This window comes from Shewanella marisflavi (genome assembly GCF_023283925.1).
Taxonomy (GTDB): domain Bacteria; phylum Pseudomonadota; class Gammaproteobacteria; order Enterobacterales; family Shewanellaceae; genus Shewanella; species Shewanella marisflavi.
Map to the genome: position 1 here is coordinate 376,681 of NZ_JAKIKX010000001.1, position 15,676 is coordinate 392,356.

Below are 15,676 nucleotides of genomic sequence, written 5' to 3' on the forward strand. Positions count from 1 at the left end.
ACGCTGCATTTGGGGTGAAGCCTAATCGAAAAAGGATTACTTCCTCCCTCTCAAAGACCAAATAGAAAAAGATGGGGACGGCCTGATGTCTGATAAACACTTTATTACCGCACAAGAACTGCTGGAGGATTCTTTCCGACTAGCGGCGCAAGTTTATGAAAGCGGCTTTAGGCCACAGTTCATTGTTGGCATTTGGCGTGGTGGCGCTCCGATAGGGATCGCGGTACAGGAATATTTTGATTTCAAAAAGGTCGAGACAGATCATATTGCAGTACGTACCTCTTCTTACTACGGTATAGGCACGGACAAACAGAGCAAACAGATCAAGGTGCACGGCCTGCATTATATCGTTGAGAACGCTAACGCCGATGATGGCTTGCTGATTGTCGATGATGTGTTCGATTCGGGCCGTAGTATCCATGCCCTGAAAGAGAAGCTGGCTGAGCTGATGCGTCTTAACATGCCACGAGATGTGCGCATTGCCTGCCCATACTACAAGCCGAAGAATACTGCGGTGTCGTTAAAACCAGACTATTTTATCCATGAGTCTGAAGATTGGTTGGTATTCCCGCACGAGGTGTCTGGCTTGTCGCCAGAGGAGATCGCCAGCGGTAAGGGCGACTTGAAGAATATCAAAGATCTGTTCGTTTAAGCTTGTCGCTAACAATGCCACCCATTAGGGTGGCATTTTTTATCTCTGCCAGTTAACTGCTAGAGCTTATCTATCTCATCCCTTAGCTGATAAGCCTTATCGGTAACGATTTTCTCTAAGGTGACTATACGAGCCTTGAGCTGATCTATCTCCGCCTTAAGTTGATCCAGCTCGCTGTTGTCCTCTTTGACCTGACGTTTGTTATGTTCCTTAAAGGCCGCAAAGGCGAAGGCTCCTATGATGGCGATGGCGGCAAGTTGAAAAATGCCCATGGGATTCTCCTGTTGACTAGGCTACTGGCTGCTCTTTTCACTATAACCTAAAATCCTTTGCCATAGGTCTAGGGAAGATGCTGCATCGCCTCCAATACGCGAATACACTCTTGCTCTGCCTCTATGGTTTGGTTGATCCCCTTCAAGGTGGTTGGGCTATATCCCTCTGGTTGTGCCAGCAATGCCTGTAGGCGCGCGACACTGGCATAGTTGCAACTTCTGGGAAGCAGGTAGCGGGTATATTGCTGCATAAAGGCTTGGCTGTTGCGTTTATCCAGCTGCGTCAGTTCATCGAGACGTTGCTCGGCGCTCGCCTGACTCAAGGCTTTCTGTTCGCTGGGGTAGAGCTGACGCATCACGAGCGTCAATTTTTCCAGTAATTGTGGATCACTCTCTTGAGTGTGAGACTGTACTCGTTCAAACCACTGGCGCTTCTCTTTGGCGCTGGGTCTGGCGACCAGAGCGCTCAGCGCGGCCTGTTGGGCGAGTTTGGAGTCGTCGGCCTGTTTTTCCCGCTGCACCAGTCGCTCGGCACCTGGGTAATCATAACGATTGAGGTGGATCAGCATCTGCCAGCGACGCTCTGGCGTAAGGGTGATACCACTTAATTGCTCTTTGCCATCGAGCAGTGCCGCCAGATGCCGTTTGGCCTGGTGACTGACGGCAAAGTGCAGATAGTTGTCAAACCACAGAGATTGCACTTCAGGCTGAGCTTTGTTGCTGATAGTCAGTCGCAGGCTCATCTGGGCAATGGCATTGAGAGCCTGCCGGCTATAGCGTTGCTGATTAGGGCTCATCTGTTCCAGCATCGCCTTGGCCTGACGCAGCAGCTCTTGAGCGCTCTCAAGCACCTGAGGCTCGGACTCAGCGGGCAGGTTGATTAGGCTGCTGCCGATAAAGCGGTTAAGGGGCAGTTCGCCCGCAAGGACTGACTCCCACAGGGTTTGCCAAAGCATGAGACGCAGCTCAGGCTCTTCGAGGCTACTCAGGTGCAGCAGCGCCGTTTCCAGTGAGGTGTCATCGAGCTTGACCCTGACATAGGCCTTATTCTGATAGTTACTAAACACCAGATCCGGGCAGCGCACGCCATTAAGATGTTTCACCGTCGTGTGCTCACCCTGATAGGTTACCTCGGACACCAGATTCTTATGCAGTGCATGGCGCCCTAGGGTAAATAAGCCTAGCTTGACCCTATTAGATGCTGCGCCGCCATTTAGCTGGTGGAGATCAAAATGGCTAATGCGTCCCCCCTCGCAGCTGAAACGGGTTGTTAGGCGAGTGACACCAGCGCGCATAAAAGCTTCTTGTCCCCACTGGCTGAGTGGCTGATTGGTGACAGTCTCCAGGCTCAAAAGAAAGTCGTTCAAATCGGCATTTTGCAGGGGATAGGTCTTAAGGTAGTGAGCTATCCCTTGGTAAAAATGGGATTCGCCCAACATAAATTTAAGCTGGCTAAGCTGAGCGATTGCCTTGTTTAGATTTGGCACTGTATTGCCATCAAATAGCTCCAGGCTATTGGCGACCTGCCGCGCTATTTGAGGCGCGCTGCGGCTATAGTTATCCAGGGCTAAGCTGGCCTCTATTGGCTTATCGATAAGTTGAGTCTCGGCATCATCGGCGACAAGATGCGCCAGGCTCTGATTTAGCCAGAATTGATCCCACCACTTTAGGGTGACCAGATTTCCCAGCCACTGCTCGGCCAGAGCTTGTCGAAGTAAACGGCCCGGAACGGCTGCCGCTAAGCTTGCCAGATTAAAACTTGTTTGCCCCATACTAGCGCGAAAGTCAGAGGGCAGATGGGGGACTATGGCCTGGGTATAATGGCCAAAGGGATAGGGGGTCGCCAGACGCTGCTCATAGTAGCTCATGGCCTGAGCGGTTTGCGTTAACCAAGTATTTGCTTCTATTTGTGATGCGACAGATTGAGGTGCCAGTAGCTGTAAGGTGATGCCATCTTTATCTTGCTGCCAGCTTTGGTAGGGACCCGCCAGTAGTGAGAAGTTATGGGGGCTGACCGGCAAACTGGGGGTAAATTGCCATAGCGTATTATCGCCCTGGGCCTGGCTGTTTTGCAGAGTTGCAGCACTAGCGAGTTGCCACTCTTTAGGGGCGAGTACACTGAGCTGGTAGCTGGCTCTAAGATCCGGTTGATCGAACTGGGGCATCATGGTTTGCGCACTCGATGGCAGAAAGTGCGAATAGAGATAGCGTTGACCATCGGCGGGATCTTGGTATTGGATCAAGCCCTGATCGCCCTGGCTATAGGCCTTGCGAAAGTGCAGGCTGATCAGGTTGTTGCCGCTACGCAGTAACGTCGCAGGGATCAGGAGTCGGTTGCCGTCATAATTGGGGTAAAGCTTCTGAGCGTTGATCACCAGATTGCTGATCTGTGCCTGCTTGAAGTCTAGCCTTAATGCCTGCTGGTTATCCGTAAGCCTAAACTGGATCTGAGTTTCGCCTGTTAATTGCCTGTCATTGGTGACATCCAGATGGAGTTGGTAGCTTACCTCGCTGACCCGATTCGCTCGCTGCTGGGCAATAGTGGCGCTGATACCGTCCTGATTGGTTGAGGGCTGCTTAGGGGCGGGGGCCGTGCTCTGGCATGCGCTAATCAAAAGAGTGGTAAGGCTAATAGCGCAAAGCGAAAACAGTTTCAAAATGGGTCCTTGTTAGCTGACTGATGGGTGTAAGGCTTAGGCATTAAGGTTTAGGCATTAAAGCTTATCCATTAAGACTTAGTTATTAAGGCTTAGTTATTAAGGCTAAGCTGGCGATGTTTAGCTGTGCCAATAGCGGCCTCATTCTACATGACTCTTTGGCCGCGCAGTAGAATTTATCGGCAGAAATTGTGTGATGTTTTTCAGGGTAGAAGCCAGCCTGAGCAAGAGAACGCCATAAAAAACCAGCACTAGGCTGGTTTTTATTGGCTCATTCGGCAGGGTTCACTTACATGCCGAGGAAAGACTTAGACTTGGTCTTACGGATCTCTTTTTCGTCAGACCATTCGATCAGACCCGTTTCCAGATCCATTAGACGCATGGTCATCTTGTAATAGACATCTGTGGTGCTGCCATCTTGCTTGACGATGCTCGATAGATTGCCGTAAAGCATAAACTGGGCGCCAATTTGACGGCCGAAGTTGATGGCGGTCGATGGGTCTACCATGCCTGAATTGTTTTGGTAATCCAGTTGCTTGCGAACTGCGTCGACCTTAGTCATGTCGATAAAACGGAACTTGCCCGAGCGTAACAGCTTATTGCTGATAGAGTCTGTTACCGATTCGGTATCGATATGTTCCGAGGTCTTGTTCTTGATCTTGTCGACAAAGATGATTGGACGATCTTTGGCTGTCATGGCAATCACGGGTGGGAAACTCAGCATGCTGTCGACCATCTTGGCGGTGATCGCCTGCAGATCGGTAGAACCGAAGTTTTCATTGACGGTTTCGACTTCAGTTGCATCACCGTACTGGACCTTAGATTGACAGCCTGCCAGGCCGATAGCCACTGCAATGATAAAAATGAGGTTGAATTTTTTCATAAAAATACCGATTCCTTTATCTAGATTAGATGATTATTGAATAAAAACGGGTGAAATTACCAGTATCAATTATCCAAATTAATGTGGTTTTATCGCTTTTTACGTCAATCGTTTGCATTTGGGACTGCCCTATGCGGATCTCATATTGACCGGCATCCAGATAACGCCTGGCTAGTTGTGCCTGCCTTGGCAGAGTCAACCAGCTACGCCTGTCGGCTTGCTCTGTGACCACGTTAAAGATCTGCATGGCTATGGCACCGGCATCTAACTCGTCCCGGCGCCGCTTAGATTCACTTCGTACACTGCGCGCCATCTCTGCCTTAGCGTATACCCTGGCCGCTTGTCGTATTAAGGCGCTGGGCAGTTCCTCTTTAAGTGCCGTGATGGCTAAGGCATCTATATTGGCGAGTGGCGCCGCGCGCAGCACAGTGCCAAACCCGGCTATCTCCGCGGCACTCATTGCCGCGCGCTGTGGAGGGTAGGTGGCTAGCGAAGCCGTTTGCCAGTTACCATCAATTCGAAAAGGTACGGTAAAGCTTTGCTTCTCTGGGACAAAGCCTCTCTCGACCAAAACGACAACCTGTCCCTGGCCTGGCTTGGCGAGCAGCGCATCGCCCCAACGGCGCTTAAACTCCTCATACTGTGGCATGGCCAGTTTTTTGGCGAGCCGCACCAAATCTTGCTGCAGATAAGGGTTGTCAGGGGCTATTTGAGCGGCCTTACGATAATCGATAAAGGCATCGTTTTCTTCCCCCAATAGCTCATGTAGCAGACCCGTGGTGTAGTAACTATAGGCGTTTAAGAAAGAGCTTGTAGTGGTTCCGGCCGCTCGGCCAAGTCGATTAACCTCGGCGTCTATGGTGCCGTTGGCCATCGCCTGTACCGACGCTTGAGACTTTTGGTATCTGGCCTGCTCGCTTTGTTGTAGCTCATTACTGCGCCTGACTTCCACCAGAGCACCTTGACTGTCCCCGCTAAAGAGGTAGTTGAGGGCCTGATATTGATGCAACATGATGCGCTCATAGCCCGGACCACGGTAGGGGATCACATTGTCGTTGATGAACAAGCTGCTGGCCTTTGCTCCCAGATCGGATGCGCTGAGCACTGCCTGTTGATCAAATTTTTCATAGGCTTTTGCCGCCTGTTGATAGTAGCTCTTGCTGGCTTCAAAGTCGCCGCTGATCTGTGCGATTCGCCCCGCCTCCTGGGCATATAAGAGTCCATCCTGGCCCGTGATGGCATCGTCGAGCTGATGGTAAAGCCCGGGTGATGCTTGTCTGCCGAGTTCTGCCTTGATGGGGGCAAGTTGTGAAGGGTAGCTAATGAAAATACTGTTAAAGGCGCAGCCCGATAGACAGAGTGAGACTAGGGTGGTGAGCAGCGGCGCTGTATAACCCTTGATGACTCTGACAAACGCATTTGGCTGACTTGGCATATAGATTCAAATCCTTTATGAGCGGTTTTCCATCTTTGAGCATGACGCTTTCAGGTGCGCCGATGGCCGCCGCACACCTTAGTAGTGTGGTGGCGGTGTCTCTTCTGCTTGACTGGCAATGTTGCTGGGTTCTACCTGTGACAGCTTGCTGGTCAGTAAACGTAATTTTTCCTGCTGCTCGGCAAGAAGATCGTTGAGTCTGATCACCTGCTGATTCAGTGACTCTATGGTGTCGTCCTGAAAAGCCAGTTTCATCTCGAGATCTTCGATTCTTTGTTCTAGTTGCACCAAATGTTCCTTTATTGCTGTGGCATGGGCCAAGTCTCTAGCAAACCGTTGCTGGCGAAGCTGATGATCTGCCCATTGGGGGTTTCTGCCACTGAGTATACAACGGCGCCCTTGATTTGCGCACGTTCGGTGCGGGTAACTTGCCAGTTTGCGAGCATTTTTCCATCGGTGACCCGCCAAACGTTCACTTCTCGAGCCGGGGTGCCTGTGAGAAGGGTGAGATTATTATTGGTAAAGCGTGCAGTGGAAAAGTTCATTGTGCGCCGCTTTATTTTCAGTTGTGAGACGGCGTCGCCGCTTTGGGTCTGCCATATCTTGGCCTGATCTGTACTGTCGGCGGCAAAGGCCAGACTGGCATCTTGGCTTAGACTGACCTGAAGCACACGGCTGGGGAGCTGCCACTGACGCTGTGGCTGGCCGGTATTCGCTTGCCAGAGAACCACCTGGTTATCATTCCCGCCAGACAATGCCCAGCGACCATCGGCCGAGAGAGCCACGCTGTTCACTTTCTCACTATGGCCGAGGAATTTAATCAAGGTGTTGGTTTGATGGTTGAGTGACATTACGCTGCCGTCGGTGAGGCCGATCAGCAAGGTGCCATTGTTAGCAAGTGCCAGGGTTTGTCCTGTGGCAGGTAGTGACCACCATCCCAAGGGTTGGCCATCCTCCATGTTCCACAGGGCAACTGAGTCACGGCTGAGGGAGGCGGCATACTTTAGGTTATCCGATAGAGCTGTATCTATGGCTGTGCCCCCTTGACCACCATGGAGCCATTGGTATTTCAGCGTCTGTGTTTGTAGATCCCAAAGTTGTAGATTGTTACTGGTGGTGCTGACCAGCAGATGGCTGGCATTGGGCGAGAGGCTGGCATCATAGCTGGGCTCGGCGATGATACTGTTGACCTGAGGCTTTGGCTGGCAGGCACTCAGCAGGAGTGTACAAGCTATCAGTGTACAAAAATGCAGCAAGCTGGATTTGCTCATGAACTTGTTCCTGGTTTAGTTGTCTCTAGCTCAAGCGCTATTACATGTGCTGGCAAAAATACCCCGCCAGCCTTCTAGATGAAACTTCATCAATGTAATTGGTATATGTTAATTAACTAGTATAAAGTGGTTCGTCTTAGAAGAGTAAGGTTATTGTAACCACAAGAAAATGCTGAGGAAGCTTTAATGAAGTCGATTTATAAAATGTCACTGGTCGCGTTGGCGGTGGTTGGTCTAACTGCTTGTAATCAAGAACAAAAAACAACAAAACCGGCAGAAGTCAAACTCGAGACTCAGGCGCAGAAGCAAGCCTATAGTGTCGGCGCGTCTATTGGTAAATATATGTCAGGCCATATTAAAGAGCAGGAAGAGTTGGGTCTGCCTGTGGATCGTAGCCTGATCATTCAAGGTTTTAGCAACGGTTTGAACGATGAGCTTAAGCTTACCGAAGAAGAGATGCAGACAGTACTGCAAGGTCTTGACGAGCAGCTTAATGAGAAACGTCAGGCACAAGCGACTGCATTGGCTGAAAAAGCCCAGGCAGAAAGCGCTGCTTTCCTAGAAGCCAACAAGGCGAAAGAAGGTGTGGTGACGACTGAATCTGGTCTGCAGTATGAAGTGATCACTGAAGGAACGGGCGATAAGCCAGCGGCAGAAGACACGGTTGAAGTACACTATGTGGGTACGCTGATCGATGGCACCGAATTTGACAGTTCAATCGCTCGTGGTCAGAGCGCTAAGTTCCCGCTAAACCGCGTTATCCCAGGTTGGACCGAAGGCGTGCAGCTGATGCCAGTGGGTGCTAAGTACCGCTTCGTTATCCCTTCAGAGCTGGCTTATGGTAACCGTGATACCGGTAGCATTCCTGCCAACTCGACACTAATCTTTGAAGTGGAACTACTTTCTATCGAGAAGGCGGTACCAGCTGAAGAAGCAGCCAAATAAGCTTGATTTAGCTAATTAAAGGGCGCTGAGGCGCCCTTTTTTATGCCTGCGCGTTAGCGTCAGTGGCAGATCAATTTATCGGCGTTTACCCTGTGCTCGAGCGGATATTCCTGCAATTGTCTTTTTCTTAGTTTAAAATTTGCAGAGCATTATTTGGGAAGACAGTTTATGGAATATGAATTTCGCCGCAATACATTAACCGGAACCTTGGTAGCCCAATTCACCATGGATCACGAGATAATGGGGCTTTGGTTTGTCGATGAGTTGGGCGAAGACAAGACTTTAATCGGCCAGGTGCAAGAGGCGATAGCGGCATTGCAGCAGGGTAAGATTAGAGAGCAGCGTTTTATTGGCCAAGCAGTGTCCATTGAACTGGATGAAGAGCAGGTAAGAGTGTTTGCCAACGTGCTCGAGACGGAGGACGACACCCTGCTGGATGAGTCTATGTCTCTGTATGATGGCGAGTCTCAGGCCTATTGCGGCTTGGAAGATTTTGAGGCGGCGCTTAATAGTTGGCAAGCCTTTATCGATGAGAGTCGATGATTTATTGGTCAGATCTAAAAAGGCAGCCTTAGGCTGCCTTTTTTATAAACTCGCGCAAGGTCAAGTTTATTGGTTTAAGTAACGTACCGCCATTTCGGTGCGCGACTTGGCATTTGCTTTACGCAGCAGGTTTTTGACATGGACTTTAACCGTGCCTTCACTGATATGTAGCTGCTCAGAGATTACCCGGTTGCTCTTGCCTTCGGCCAACTGCTCGAGGATCTGTAACTCTCTTGGCGTCAGGTTAGCTATCCAGTCCTGCTCGTTCGCGCCATCTTTCAGTTCGTAGATAAACTCCTCAACCGAATCAGAGATCACTCGGTGACCCTGCATGGCATTTTTGAGTTTCTCCAATAGCAGATCCGGCTCAGTATCTTTGAGTAGGTAACCATCGGCGCCGGCTCTCACGAGGCGGATAACGTCCTGCTTCGCATCAGATACCGTAAGGATCACTATGCGGCTGGTCACTCCTTCCTGACGCAAAGCGTTCAGGGTATCTAGCCCTGTCATTCCTTTCATGTTGAGGTCTAACAGTACGATATCCGGTTCGTTTTCGGCAATTGCCGACAGGGCATCTAGGCCGCTGCCTGCTTCACCAAAGAGGGTGAAGTCTGAATCAGAGGTGATAAGTTGACAGATCCCACGACGTAACAGGGGATGATCGTCCACAACCAAAACTGAATAGGGTTTGCCCATTTGTATAGCCTCCACTGAGGTCTGTTTTGTTTAACAATTAGTATTTTATATCGTCAGTATCCCTACTGACTAGGCTCTTTTTCAGGTGGGAAGATCAAGGTCACCGTCGTTCCCCCCTGTTCATTGCTGCTGAAGTCTACCACACCTGAGAGGCGACTTGCGCGTTCATGCATGATTCCTATGCCAAAATGTTGATCTCTTTCTTTTAGCTTCTCTAAGCCTACCCCGTCATCACTGATACTGATCTTGACGTTGTTGCCGCTGCGAGTGCAGGAGATGTGAATGTGATCAGCCTGAGCATGCTTGATGGCATTGAGGGTAGCTTCTCGGGTGAGCTGCAGGACATGTATATGTTGATGTGCACCCAAAAGTTGTATGGGTAGCTTGTCCTCCAGGGTTATCTTGGCGGTGGTTTGTCCCCTGAGCTGATCCAGCATCATCTCAATGGCATGATTGAGGTTAGGATCCTTAATGGTGAGCCTGAAGGTGGACAGGAGCTCCCTTAACTGAACATAAGCGGTATTAACCCCTTCGTTGATCTCTTTGAGCTGTTCCTCTACTTGAGGGCTGCGGCATTGATTATCGAGTCCCTTGGAGAGCAGGTTGACCTGAATTTTAAGAAAGGACAGTAACTGACCCAGAGAATCGTGTAGCTCGCGAGCGATCACGCCACGCTCCTCCATCAAGGCTAATTGCTGGCGTTGTTCACCCGAGTTATGGATGACGATAGAGCGGGCCAACATGATGGCGAAGTTTTTAAAGAGCGGATGATTGATCTCCCCAAGCGAAGTGACCTCCAAATAGCCAAGTTCGTTGTCGGCAAATTTTAGCGGGAAACGTGTTTGACTGCGCGAGGTGTTAGGCCAGCCGCCATCGGCATCAATATAGAGTTTCTCTTTGTCATCTTGAGCGATCACCAGACGCAAGAAGCTGTTGGGCTCGTGCGCTCGCAATTGATTCAGCGCTTGCTTAAGGGTGCTGAGCTCCAGTTTCCCTGAGTGCAGCATCACCAAGTTGTCATAAAGCAGTGTTAATTCATTATTGGCGCGAGTCAGTGCAAAGGTCTTCTCTTTGACCTGGTTTTCCAAATTGTTATACAGAGTTGATAGCTCTTTAGCACTGCTGGCCAGGGCATTGCTGAGGGAGCTGAGCTCGATATATTCACTATCAGGCATGGTGACATCAAACTCCCCCTTAGAGATGGTGTTAGCAGACTCCATCAGCTGATTTAGGGGGGTTACCACTTTACGCTTTGTAAAGCGTACCGCAAAGAAAGCGATTAATAACATGAGTCCCAGGCCTGAGATCTGGCTTGCCGCCAGTAACTTGAGTTTGAAGGCGGCGAACTCTTCGGTTTCCAGTACGAACAGATCTATGGTGTCGACAAAATCTTTAAGTGCAGAGACGTAGAGGCGGCTGTTTTCTTCTTCAATATACTGCTTCATCATCTGCCATTTTTCGATTACTAGCAGGTATTGAGAGGAGAGATCATCCGGTGTCATCCAGTCCAGGGAGCGTTTCAAGGCATCCGAGTGCAGGGTGGCTTCAAATTCTTTGATTTTTTCGTCTGCCTCTTCACTGCCAGAGTTGGCATAGAACATCAGGCGGTAACTTTGCATTCGCAGCGAGCCGGAAGCGTTGATGGCTCTGGCATCCCCGAGACTATATGCCAAATTGGCTATAGCGAATGTGGCGAGTCCACTGGAAAGTAAAATTAGGGTTAACATTAACCTTAATATTGTGGAGGTGAGACTGCCTTTCTTCATGTATTAGAACTCATTAAATTATAGAGAGAAATCGGAACTTTGGACTATGTTACTTGTTTAGCAGTCGCTGATAAAATTAACAAAGTGGCAAAAATGTGACCAACAACACATTCACACTATGATCTGCCTCAAGTTTTACCCCGGATACCCCATAAGGGGTATATTTTTAATAGGCTTAAGGGACTAACTTTGGCCTTGGAGATGTTGTGGTTATAAAGACTACTATAAAAAGTAACACGGAGATGAGATGGTGAGAACATTAACGACTAAAACCTTTGCACTAAGTGCTTTGGTCGCTGCTAGCCTAATGGCTACTGGCGCAATGGCAAGTGAAAAAACTGAGCCCCGCAATGAAGTTTATAAAGATAAGTTTTCTAAGCAGTACAACAGCTGGCATGACACTGCTGAAAGCAAAGAAATTGTAGATATGCTTGAAGAAGTACCTAGCCTGGTTGTGTTATGGGCAGGTTATGGCTTCGCGAAAGATTATAATGCGCCTCGTGGTCATATGTATGCAGTGACTGACGTTCGTAACACGCTTCGTACCGGTGCACCAAAGTCTGCTGAAGATGGCCCAATGCCAATGGCATGTTGGTCTTGTAAGAGCCCTGATGTGCCTCGCGTTATTGAAGAGCAGGGCGAAGATGGCTACTTCACTGGTAAGTGGTACAAAGGCGGTGCTGAAATCGCTAATACTATCGGTTGTGCAGATTGCCACGAGAAAGGTTCTTCTAAACTACGTATGTCTCGTCCATTTGCCGACCGCGCAATGGCAACATTAGGCACACCATTTGATAAAGCGTCTAAGAAAGACAAGCAGTCAATGGTTTGTGGTCAGTGTCACGTAGAATACTACTTCGAGAAGACTAAAGATCGTAAAGGCTTTGTGAAGTTCCCATGGGATATGGGTACAACTGTTGAGCAGATGGAAGTCTACTACGACAACATGGAGTTCGCAGATTGGACTCACGCTTTGTCTAAGACACCAATGCTCAAAGCACAGCACCCAGGTTATGAAACTTGGCAGCTAGGCGTACACGGTAAGAACAACGTTAGCTGTACTGACTGTCATATGCCTAAAGTTAAGAATGCTGAAGGTCGTAAGTTTACCGACCACAAGGTAGGTAACCCATTCGATCGCTTCGAAGAAACCTGTGCGACTTGTCACTCTCAAAGCAAAGAGTTCATGGTTAACTTAACTAAAGAGCGTAAAGTTAAAGTTGCTGACCTTAAAGAACGTGCTGAGTCTCAGTTAGTTAAAGCGCACTTTGAAGCTAAAGCGGCTTGGGACGCTGGCGCAACTGAAGCTGAAATGAAGCCTATCTTAATGGATATCCGTCATTCACAGTGGCGCTGGGATTATGCTACTGCCTCTCACGGTGTAGCGGCTCACGCGGCTGACGAAGCACTGCGCATACTCGGTACTGCAGTAGATAAAGCGGGTGATGCACGTATCAAGCTTGCTCAACTGCTAGCGAAGAAAGGTGTTCAGCAACCAATCGCTATCCCTGATGTTTCAACTAAGGCTAAGGCACAAGCAGCTCTTGGTATGGACATGAAGAAGATGAATGCCGATAAGGAAGAGTTCAAGAAGAATGTACTTCCTAAGTGGGATGCTGAAGCTAAGAAGCGCGAAGCAACTTACTAATACATCCCCCCTGCATAGTAAAAGCCCCGGTTATCCGGGGCTTTTTTATATCGTTGCTACTTTATCATCTTGAGCAGAGCCTTGAACCTGTCGCCACTGGCATGGGCTTGCAGTTCAAACAATAGTGATTCGCTATTGGTCAGCAATGCACCGTGCTGCGTCATCATCTCACAGCCTAATTGCTTATTGGTTTGTGTTCTGGATGAAACCGCGTCGGTTACCAGGTGCACCTCGTATTGATTATCCAGAAGATCCCGGCAGGTCTGATAGACACAGATATGGGTCTCAATACCTGTAAGCAATACCTTGGGTCTGCCATATTGGTGTAGGGCTTGCCTGAAAGGCTCTGCATGCCAGCCGCTAAAATGCTCTTTTGCAATAGGCTGATAGTGAGGTGTTAATAAATTCGCTAATTCAGGACTAGTGGCACCGAGTTTATCCGGAATCTGTTCCAGCCAGATGATAGGGATCTCGAACAGTTCGGCGGCCTTGATAAGGTTAGTGAGTTTAGCCTCTAGCTCATTGGCCTCATGCATCATGGTGGCCAGCTTTCCCTGTACATCCACAATGATCAGAACACATTCCTGTGGTTTTAACATAATGCTCTCCTCGGCTGATGGGTACTCAATCATACCTGCATATTGCGCCGAACCAATCCGTCATAAGTCGAATACCTGATTGCGCTATTTTTGTGCGCCGCATGCATGCCTGCACCCTCTTGGTGCATTTATATGCAAGTTGTTTGGGGGAAATGTTTATAACTACATGAATGTTATGGTTTTGTAATTGTGGCCTAATGATTGAATTGTCTTTGGCATCAGCAAGATTATTAGGATGAGTCGGAGGCGGTAATGAAATTAATCAGCGCAATAATTAAGCCATTTAAACTCGATGATGTGCGAGAAGCCATTGCAGGGTTGGGCATAGAAGGCATGACGGTGACAGAAGTAAAAGGTTTCGGTCGTCAAAAAGGTCATACAGAGTTGTATCGAGGTGCCGAATATCAGGTGGATTTTCTGCCTAAGGTGAAACTTGATATTGCGACCAAGGCTGAAAATGTCGATCACCTTATCGAGTCAATCGTCGCGGCAGCGCGTACTGGCAAGATAGGTGATGGCAAGATTTTCGTGACGGATCTCGATCAGGTGATCCGTATCCGTACCGGCGAACTCGATAACGAAGCACTTTAAGGGGGATATCCAATGGAAGAGTTAACGGCACTAGGTGCGACTGTATCTGAGTTGAGATTCGCGCTCGATACCTTTTATTTCTTGATTTCTGGCGCTTTGGTGATGTGGATGGCTGCTGGGTTTGCCATGCTGGAAGCCGGCCTGGTGCGCTCTAAAAACACCACAGAAATCCTAACCAAGAACGTTTGTCTCTATTCGATCGCCTGCATCATGTATCTAGTGGTGGGCTATAACATCATGTATGTGGATAACGCTGAAGGTGGCTGGTTACCCTCGTTTGCCAGTTTAATTGGTTCACAGGCCAGTGATGCTGACCATGCGTTAGAGTCGGATTTCTTCTTCCAGGTCGTTTTTGTGGCGACTGCCATGTCTATCGTCTCGGGAGCCGTTGCCGAGCGTATGAAGTTGTGGGCATTTCTCATCTTCTCAGTGGTTATGACTGGGGTTATCTATCCTGTCGAAGGTTACTGGACTTGGGGCGGCGGCTTCCTCTCGGAAGCTGGATTTGTCGACTTTGCCGGTAGTGGTATTGTTCACATGGCCGGTGCCGCTGCGGCTATCTCAGGTGTGTTGTTGCTGGGTGCTCGTAAAGGTAAGTATGGTCCTAACGGGCAGGTCAATCCGATTCCTGGCTCTAACCTGCCGATGGCGACCTTGGGTATGTTTATTTTGTGGATGGGTTGGTTCGGGTTTAACGGTGGATCGCAGTTACTGGTGTCAGATGCCGAGAATGCCTCTGCCGTGGCGAAGATCTTTGTTAACACTAACTCTGCCGCCGCCTTCGGTGCAGTGTCAGCCCTAATAGTCTGTAAGATGGTGTGGGGCAAGGCTGATTTGACCATGATATTAAACGGCGCATTGGCTGGCCTGGTAGCGATAACCGCAGATCCCTTATCACCGTCATTGCCGTTGGCTGGCGTGATCGGCATGGTTGCTGGTGGCTTGGTTGTCTTCTCTATCGTGATGTTTGACCGAGTGAAAATTGATGATCCTGTTGGCGCCATTTCGGTGCACGGTGTGGCAGGTCTGTTTGGTCTGGTGTTGGTGCCGCTCTCAAACGCCGATGCCACCTTATTGGGACAGCTCTATGGCGCAGGGGTGATATTTGCTTGGGTATTTAGTGCATCGTTTGTCGTCTGGTATCTGCTGAAAGTGACCATGGGCATCCGCGTCACAGAAGAGGAAGAGTACAATGGAATGGACGCTTCTGATTGTGGTATCGACGCTTACCCTGAATTTGTATCGCTAAAAAGCGCCAGCTAATACCTAATCCTGATAGGCGTAAATAGAAAACAGGGCCCTGCCACATGGTATGGGCCCTGTTTTTTGTATTATGCTAGTTCAAGTTAGCTTGGTTAGAGGGCGCGACAATGAGAGTCTGGTTAGGTGTGCTGTTGATGGCAGTGATTGTGGGTGAGTTACAGGCGGGGCAGGTGGTGGTGCGCAAATCGAGTGAACCTTTCGATGCTTTTGCCGTGCGTGATCAGGTGCAGCGAGATTTTGAGTGGCGCGAATCGCTGCGCTTACAGCAGCAAATCCAGATCTTACAAAGTCTGCCTCTTGGTTGTGCGCTATTTAAGCATCCCTATGCCTATTATCGGTGCGGTGCGAGTTTCTATCGCCCCTATCTGTATCAGACGGACAATCATCCAGGTCAGCAACTCTATATTCAGATCGATCCTCCTTCGCCCAAATGATTGTTAATATTTTGTAACGCT

Annotated in this window: 16 protein-coding genes; 7 read left to right on the plus strand and 9 right to left on the minus strand. The window is 49.3% G+C overall.

Annotated features, from left to right (window positions below):
* The first annotated feature begins 85 nt into the window (after positions 1 to 85).
* On the plus strand, positions 86 to 652 hold the full coding sequence (locus tag L2712_RS01595) for a phosphoribosyltransferase (protein ID WP_088905374.1): 567 nt from the start codon (positions 86 to 88) through the stop codon (positions 650 to 652).
* Between the two features lie 59 nt (positions 653 to 711).
* Here L2712_RS01595 and L2712_RS01600 read toward each other — a convergent pair whose 3' ends face one another.
* The 6 genes from L2712_RS01600 to L2712_RS01625 all read right to left on the minus strand — a co-directional run bounded on the left by L2712_RS01600 (position 712) and on the right by L2712_RS01625 (position 7,170).
* Positions 712 to 924, minus strand: coding sequence for a hypothetical protein (locus tag L2712_RS01600; protein WP_248976687.1), 213 nt, complete (start codon positions 922 to 924; stop codon positions 712 to 714).
* Positions 925 to 992: 68 nt separating this feature from the next.
* Positions 993 to 3,581 carry an ERAP1-like C-terminal domain-containing protein gene (locus L2712_RS01605; RefSeq protein WP_248976688.1) on the minus strand — a complete coding sequence of 863 codons (2,589 nt, stop codon included), beginning with the start codon at positions 3,579 to 3,581 and terminating at the stop codon, positions 993 to 995.
* Positions 3,582 to 3,870: 289 nt separating this feature from the next.
* Positions 3,871 to 4,464, minus strand: coding sequence for a penicillin-binding protein activator LpoB (gene lpoB, locus L2712_RS01610; RefSeq protein WP_248976689.1), 594 nt, complete (start codon positions 4,462 to 4,464; stop codon positions 3,871 to 3,873).
* A 25-nt stretch (positions 4,465 to 4,489) separates the two neighbouring features.
* Complete coding sequence (locus L2712_RS01615) at positions 4,490 to 5,899, minus strand: COG3014 family protein (protein WP_248976690.1); 1,410 nt, start codon at positions 5,897 to 5,899, stop codon at positions 4,490 to 4,492.
* A gap of 78 nt (positions 5,900 to 5,977) precedes the next feature.
* A complete protein-coding gene (locus L2712_RS01620; RefSeq protein ID WP_033537926.1) occupies positions 5,978 to 6,190 on the minus strand; it encodes a SlyX family protein in 213 nt (70 codons plus the stop codon).
* Between the two features lie 8 nt (positions 6,191 to 6,198).
* Entirely contained in the window at positions 6,199 to 7,170 is a 972-nt protein-coding gene (locus L2712_RS01625; protein ID WP_248976691.1) for a WD40 repeat domain-containing protein, read from the minus strand.
* Between the two features lie 186 nt (positions 7,171 to 7,356).
* On the opposite strand from L2712_RS01625, the gene fkpA reads away from it, so the two are divergent.
* Together fkpA and L2712_RS01635 are read left to right on the plus strand one after the other, a co-directional pair.
* Positions 7,357 to 8,115, plus strand: coding sequence for an FKBP-type peptidyl-prolyl cis-trans isomerase (fkpA, locus tag L2712_RS01630; protein WP_033537928.1), 759 nt, complete (start codon positions 7,357 to 7,359; stop codon positions 8,113 to 8,115).
* A gap of 168 nt (positions 8,116 to 8,283) precedes the next feature.
* Complete coding sequence (locus L2712_RS01635; protein ID WP_033537929.1) at positions 8,284 to 8,658, plus strand: YacL family protein; 375 nt, start codon at positions 8,284 to 8,286, stop codon at positions 8,656 to 8,658.
* A 66-nt stretch (positions 8,659 to 8,724) separates the two neighbouring features.
* Here the strand turns inward: L2712_RS01635 and L2712_RS01640 are convergent, their stop codons facing one another.
* Entirely contained in the window at positions 8,725 to 9,354 is a 630-nt protein-coding gene (locus L2712_RS01640; protein ID WP_248976692.1) for a response regulator, read from the minus strand.
* Positions 9,355 to 9,416: 62 nt separating this feature from the next.
* Complete coding sequence (narQ, locus tag L2712_RS01645; RefSeq protein ID WP_248976693.1) at positions 9,417 to 11,120, minus strand: nitrate/nitrite two-component system sensor histidine kinase NarQ; 1,704 nt, start codon at positions 11,118 to 11,120, stop codon at positions 9,417 to 9,419.
* A gap of 247 nt (positions 11,121 to 11,367) precedes the next feature.
* Between narQ and nrfA the strand changes: the two genes are divergently transcribed.
* Positions 11,368 to 12,768, plus strand: coding sequence for an ammonia-forming nitrite reductase cytochrome c552 subunit (nrfA, locus tag L2712_RS01650; protein WP_248976694.1), 1,401 nt, complete (start codon positions 11,368 to 11,370; stop codon positions 12,766 to 12,768).
* Between the two features lie 56 nt (positions 12,769 to 12,824).
* Here nrfA and L2712_RS01655 read toward each other — a convergent pair whose 3' ends face one another.
* Positions 12,825 to 13,367: a hydrolase gene (locus L2712_RS01655; protein ID WP_088905368.1), complete on the minus strand. Its 543-nt coding sequence runs from the start codon at positions 13,365 to 13,367 to the stop codon at positions 12,825 to 12,827.
* Between the two features lie 252 nt (positions 13,368 to 13,619).
* Here L2712_RS01655 and L2712_RS01660 point away from each other — a divergent pair, with 252 nt between their 5' ends.
* From L2712_RS01660 to L2712_RS01670, 3 genes are all read left to right on the plus strand, one after another.
* The gene (locus L2712_RS01660; RefSeq protein WP_033537934.1) at positions 13,620 to 13,958 is read left to right on the plus strand and encodes a P-II family nitrogen regulator; all 339 of its coding nucleotides are present in this window, start codon (positions 13,620 to 13,622) and stop codon (positions 13,956 to 13,958) included.
* Between the two features lie 12 nt (positions 13,959 to 13,970).
* On the plus strand, positions 13,971 to 15,221 hold the full coding sequence (locus L2712_RS01665; RefSeq protein WP_088905367.1) for an ammonium transporter: 1,251 nt from the start codon (positions 13,971 to 13,973) through the stop codon (positions 15,219 to 15,221).
* A gap of 107 nt (positions 15,222 to 15,328) precedes the next feature.
* Entirely contained in the window at positions 15,329 to 15,655 is a 327-nt protein-coding gene (locus L2712_RS01670; protein ID WP_248976695.1) for a hypothetical protein, read from the plus strand.
* The last annotated feature ends 21 nt before the right edge of the window (positions 15,656 to 15,676 follow it).

Bases quoted from the DNA above. Each gene is read 5' to 3' on its own strand.
- L2712_RS01595 (WP_088905374.1), top strand. From the start codon at position 86: ATGTCTGATAAACACTTTATTACCGCACAAGAACTGCTGGAGGATTCT.
- L2712_RS01600 (WP_248976687.1), bottom strand. From the start codon at position 924: ATGGGCATTTTTCAACTTGCCGCCATCGCCATCATAGGAGCCTTCGCC.
- lpoB (WP_248976689.1), bottom strand. From the start codon at position 4,464: ATGAAAAAATTCAACCTCATTTTTATCATTGCAGTGGCTATCGGCCTG.
- L2712_RS01615 (WP_248976690.1), bottom strand. From the start codon at position 5,899: ATGCCAAGTCAGCCAAATGCGTTTGTCAGAGTCATCAAGGGTTATACA.
- L2712_RS01625 (WP_248976691.1), bottom strand. From the start codon at position 7,170: ATGAGCAAATCCAGCTTGCTGCATTTTTGTACACTGATAGCTTGTACA.
- fkpA (WP_033537928.1), top strand. From the start codon at position 7,357: ATGAAGTCGATTTATAAAATGTCACTGGTCGCGTTGGCGGTGGTTGGT.
- L2712_RS01635 (WP_033537929.1), top strand. From the start codon at position 8,284: ATGGAATATGAATTTCGCCGCAATACATTAACCGGAACCTTGGTAGCC.
- L2712_RS01640 (WP_248976692.1), bottom strand. From the start codon at position 9,354: ATGGGCAAACCCTATTCAGTTTTGGTTGTGGACGATCATCCCCTGTTA.
- narQ (WP_248976693.1), bottom strand. From the start codon at position 11,120: ATGAAGAAAGGCAGTCTCACCTCCACAATATTAAGGTTAATGTTAACC.
- nrfA (WP_248976694.1), top strand. From the start codon at position 11,368: ATGGTGAGAACATTAACGACTAAAACCTTTGCACTAAGTGCTTTGGTC.
- L2712_RS01655 (WP_088905368.1), bottom strand. From the start codon at position 13,367: ATGTTAAAACCACAGGAATGTGTTCTGATCATTGTGGATGTACAGGGA.
- L2712_RS01660 (WP_033537934.1), top strand. From the start codon at position 13,620: ATGAAATTAATCAGCGCAATAATTAAGCCATTTAAACTCGATGATGTG.
- L2712_RS01665 (WP_088905367.1), top strand. From the start codon at position 13,971: ATGGAAGAGTTAACGGCACTAGGTGCGACTGTATCTGAGTTGAGATTC.
- L2712_RS01670 (WP_248976695.1), top strand. From the start codon at position 15,329: ATGAGAGTCTGGTTAGGTGTGCTGTTGATGGCAGTGATTGTGGGTGAG.